This window comes from Microcoleus sp. Pol12A5 (assembly GCF_036701435.1).
GTDB lineage: Bacteria > Cyanobacteriota > Cyanobacteriia > Cyanobacteriales > Microcoleaceae > Microcoleus.
This window is the reverse complement of sequence record NZ_JAUBQU010000277.1, coordinates 1-1,609: the sequence shown is the minus strand read 5'-3', so window position 1 is coordinate 1,609 and position 1,609 is coordinate 1. Positions and strand designations below refer to the sequence as shown.

The window sequence follows — 1,609 nt, the reverse complement described above, 5'->3', positions numbered from 1 at the left end:
AACGTTTGGGGGGAATTGCTAAACTCAACGAGCGTTTTCGCAGTTGGGGATTAACTGATACCAGAATTCGCAATTGGTTGGGAGATTTTCAAGGAACAAATACAACCAGTTCTGTGGATATGGTAAAGTTGCTGGCGATGCTGTCTCGCGATAAATTAGTTTCTGAATCGAGTCGCGAACAAGCTTTAGAATTACTGCGGCACACAACAACTAGAACGCTGTTGCCTTCCGGTTTGGGGCCCGGTGCAGTTATTGCTGACAAAACCGGAGATATCGGCTTTGTGGTTGGCGATGCGGGAATTATAGATATGCCCAACGGTAAGCGTTATTTAGCGGCAATCTTTGTCAAGCGTCCTTACAATGACCCGATTGTGAGAGATTTTGTGCGCCGGATTTCGCGGATTGTTTACAATTATTTAGACCAACCTGCGGCGAAATTACCGGAGAAGTTGCGTTGATCGGATAATTCGGCGATTGAAATCGCTACTAAACAAACAAAGTCCGCCTTCGCGGACTTGAAGAGAAGATTTTTAATTAGTAATGACTATTCTTTGCGCTCGATGGCTACAGTCAAATGAGCCGCAACTGCCCCTACTGTAGCCAGTACAGCAGCAATGGGAAAAACTACCGATCCGGCAACGCCGCCTACCAATCCCGCCATCAGCGGAATGTCTGCCAAAGTCCGCCCTTGCGAGTTTTTGATGACGAGGCGGCGGAGTTTTCCTTGCTGAATTAGTTCTTTGACTTTAGCAATTAAACTGTCGGCGCTAATCTTGAACTCTTCCACTCTGACTTTTTCCTCTGTTGCAAATTCTGAGGCGAATACATGAGTTTCAACTGTTGGGTTTGCTGAATTTCCGGCCGCTGCTGTTTCGTCTTGTAGAATTGTTACTTGTTGTTCTAGTTGTGAGTTCATTTTGTGTAAGGGCGGGTGAAAACCAGCCGTTTAATTTCTATACTCTTATCTTCGGCGATCGCACTTGGGAATGACAGGCAAGGAAACCCTACAACCTACATTCGTACTTTCCACCCCCGCCTTTTTACTCAAAAGATTATTTTTGTGGCGTTAGATCAGGGCGGGTTTATCTCTTCCGAAAGGTAGAGAAAATATTGTTGAAACAACCCGTCTCTAGATATTAAGTCAAGTAATATCAATTCGGATTGCACTCCTCATGATTGTTGAGTGTTGACTAAAATTATGATTTTGGGACAAATGACAGTTTGGACATTTGAAAAATACCGATGCCACCGGAAACGATATCAGTTGTCTTTACGACTTGACCGAGATTTGAGACGATCGCTTTTATCCTGGTGAACCAAGTGAATTAATAGACAATTCAGAATCGTAGAAACTGCTTTAAAATATTTTTAGTCCCAATATTTCTACCATGACTTCAAGAGTGATTGCTATCTAGGCACACTCCTCAGAGGGTGGAGGTACGATCTCGATACCGTACTTGGGAGCAGTAGTAAGAATTTTGTCAACGTCTTCAGGGCTCAAGGATGCTCCAAGGGTAATCTCACCATTCACAGCCTTTCCAACTTCGGCAATAAATTTCTCAAAGCCAGCAGGAGTGACCCAAACCAGGAGTTTAGCGGGTGTAGCGGT

2 protein-coding genes and 1 pseudogene are annotated in these 1,609 nt (G+C 44.3%); 1 reads left to right on the top strand and 2 read right to left on the bottom strand.

Translation table 11 applies throughout. From position 1 onward, the window contains the following. A partial coding sequence (locus tag QUA45_RS28715) for a serine hydrolase (RefSeq protein WP_333223333.1) occupies positions 1 to 458 on the top strand: 458 nt, incomplete at its 5' end. A gap of 86 nt (positions 459 to 544) precedes the next feature. On the opposite strand, the gene QUA45_RS28710 is transcribed toward QUA45_RS28715, so the two are convergent. Further along, positions 545 to 916, bottom strand: coding sequence for a DUF4342 domain-containing protein (locus QUA45_RS28710; RefSeq protein WP_333223331.1), 372 nt, complete (start codon positions 914 to 916; stop codon positions 545 to 547). Positions 917 to 1,411: 495 nt separating this feature from the next. Continuing rightward, positions 1,412 to 1,609: pseudogene (locus tag QUA45_RS28705) on the bottom strand (cupin domain-containing protein); the annotation flags it as partial.

Coding starts and splice junctions, on each gene's coding strand:
- QUA45_RS28710 (WP_333223331.1), bottom strand. CDS start 916: ATGAACTCACAACTAGAACAACAAGTAACAATTCTACAAGACGAAACA.